Here is a 2933-nt window from a genome sequence, read left to right as displayed (position 1 = left end):
GGATCAGGTCGCTGAAGCGCTTGCGAAGGCCGCGCCCGATGCGCAGATCATCCGCGTTTCGAGCTGGGGCATGCATTGGCTGGAGCCTCTCGTCGAGGTCGATGGTATTGGCTATGGTCTGGCGACGGTCGCCGATGTCGCGGCGATATTGGACGGATCGTCCAGTCTCAATATTGGCAGAATTGCGGATCATCCCTTCATTGCCAAGCAACAGCGTCTGACTTTTGCGCGGGCGGGCATAACGCAGCCGCTTGATCTGGAAGATTATCAGGCGACCGGCGGCTGGCTCGGTCTGGCAAAGGCGCGGGACATTGGTGCCGACGCGATTATCGACACCGTGACCCAGTCTGGTCTGCGCGGTCGGGGCGGCGCTGGTTTTCCGGCGGGGATCAAGTGGAAGACCGTCGCTGGCGCTGACGGACCACAGAAATATATCGTCTGCAATGCCGATGAAGGCGACAGCGGCACTTTTGCCGACCGTATGCTGATGGAGGGCGATCCCTATTGCCTGATCGAGGGCATGGCGATCGCCGGCCTCGCCGTTGGTGCGGACAAGGGCTATATCTATGCCCGCAGCGAATATCCGCATGCGATTGCCAAGCTGAACGCCGCGATCGGGGCGAGCGCGCATATTGTCGCGCCCTTTGCCATCGAGGTTCGGGTCGGTGCCGGTGCCTATGTCTGCGGCGAGGAAACATCTTTGCTCGAGAGCCTCGAGGGCAAGCGCGGCGAGGTGAGGGCGAAGCCGCCACTCCCTGCTCTGGAAGGACTGTTTGGCAAACCGACCGTGGTGAACAATGTTCTGACCCTCGCGGCCGTTCCCTATATTCTGGCTCATGGTGCCAAAGCCTATGCCGATTACGGCATGGGGCGTTCGCGCGGCACCATGCCGATCCAGTTGGCGGGGAACCTCAAACATGGCGGCCTGTTCGAAACCGCCTTCGGGATCACGCTTGGCGAACTGGTCAATGATATTGGCGGCGGCACGCAAAGCGGCAGGCCGGTCAAGGCGGTGCAGGTCGGCGGCCCGCTCGGTGCCTATCATCCGGCCAGCGATTTTCACCTGCCCTTTGACTATGAAGCCTTTACCGCAGCGGACGGGCTGATCGGCCATGGTGGCATCGTCGTGTTTGACGAGACTGCCGACATGCTGTCCCAGGCCCATTTCGCGATGGAATTTTGTGCCGCCGAAAGCTGCGGCAAATGCACGCCCTGCCGACTGGGTTCGGTGCGCGGGATGGAAGTGCTCGACCGGATCAAGGCGGGCGGACGCGCGGCAGCGGACCGGGTCGAGAGCCTGCCGCAAATGCACAATGCCCCGAAACAGGGACGCAGCGTGGACGAGGAATTGTCGCTCATTTCCGATCTTTGCGAGACGATGAAATTTGGATCTCTCTGCGCGCTCGGCGGTTTCACGCCCTATCCGGTGATGAGCGCCATAAAACATTGGCCCGAGGATTTCGGAGCGAGCGCCGATATGGTAAAGGACAAGTCATGACCTATCAGCCGCAAAAGGATTTTGGCACACCGGCCTCCAAGGCCAGTGATATAGTAACCCTGTCGATCGATGGCCGCGATGTCAGCGTTCCAGTCGGCACCAGTGTGATGCGCGCGGCAGCGGAAATCGACAATAATATTCCCAAGCTCTGCGCCACCGACAATGTCAAAAGCTTTGGCTCCTGCCGGCTCTGTTTGATCGAGATCGAAGGCCGCAAGGGCACGCCAGCGAGCTGCACGACACCGGCGGAAGACGGCATGGTGGTAAAAACCCAGACGCCGCATCTGCAGAAATTGCGCAAGGGCGTGATGGAGCTCTATATCTCCGATCACCCGCTCGATTGTCTGACCTGCAGCGCCAACAATGATTGCGAGCTTCAGGATCAGGCCGCCAATGTCGGGCTGCGTGATGTCCGCTATGGCTATGAGGGTGCCAATCATCTCGGCGAGGCGAAAGACACGTCCAACCCCTATTTCGATTTTGATCCGTCCAAATGCATTGCCTGTTCGCGCTGCGTGCGGGCTTGCGACGAAGTGCAGGGGACCTTTGCGCTGACCATGGACGGGCGCGGCTTTGCCTCGAAAATCTCGGCAGGTCTGCCGACCGATGATTTCCTGTCCAGCGAATGCGTATCCTGCGGCGCCTGTGTCGAGGCTTGCCCGACGGCAACGCTGCAGGAGAAAGCGGTTGCCGAAATCGGCAAGCCCGACCGCACCGAAATCACTACCTGCGCTTATTGCGGCGTCGGCTGCACATTCCGCGCCGAAATGCGCGGCGAGCAGCTGGTCCGCATGGTGCCGTGGAAGGACGGCAAGGCCAATCGCGGCCATAGCTGCGTCAAGGGTCGCTTTGCCTGGGGCTATGCCAATCATCAGGACCGGATCACCAGCCCGATGATCCGCGAGAGCATCGATCAGCCATGGCGCGAAGTCAGCTGGGACGAAGCGCTCGGCCATGCCGCCAGCGAGATCAAACGCATCCAGAACAAATATGGACGGCTCAGCGTCGGCGGAATCACCTCTTCCCGCTGCACCAATGAAGAAACATTTCTGGTGCAGAAACTGGTGCGGGCCGGTTTCGGCAACAATAATGTCGATACCTGCGCGCGCGTCTGTCACTCGCCCACCGGCTATGGCTTGAAAACTACCTTTGGCACCAGCGCCGGTACCCAGGATTTCGACAGCGTCGGGGAAAGCGATGTCATCCTGGTGATCGGCGCCAATCCGACCGATGCCCACCCGGTCTTCGCCAGCCGGATGAAGAAACGCCTGCGCGGCATTGACGGCAAGCCAGCGGCAAAGCTGATCGTCATTGATCCGCGCCGGATCGATCTGGTCAAATCTCCGCATATCGAGGCGGCGCACCATCTGCCGTTGCAGCCGGGTACCAATGTCGCGGTATTGACGGCCATGGCCCATGTCATCGTCACCGAAGG

At 60.5% G+C, this 2933-nt stretch carries 2 protein-coding genes; both read left to right on the top strand.

Annotation, left to right across the window (positions count from 1 at the left end; all coding sequences use genetic code 11):
- A partial coding sequence (locus V7665_RS13335) for an NADH-ubiquinone oxidoreductase-F iron-sulfur binding region domain-containing protein (RefSeq protein ID WP_335665022.1) occupies positions 1 to 1498 on the top strand: 1498 nt, incomplete at its 5' end.
- On the top strand, positions 1495 to 2933 hold a 1439-nt coding region (locus V7665_RS13330; RefSeq protein ID WP_335665021.1), incomplete at its 3' end, for a molybdopterin-dependent oxidoreductase. The genes V7665_RS13335 and V7665_RS13330, both read left to right, overlap by 4 nt.

Source organism: Parasphingorhabdus sp., assembly GCF_036964675.1.
Classification (GTDB): Bacteria; Pseudomonadota; Alphaproteobacteria; order Sphingomonadales; family Sphingomonadaceae; genus Parasphingorhabdus.
This window is presented reverse-complemented; position numbering and strand designations above follow the sequence as displayed.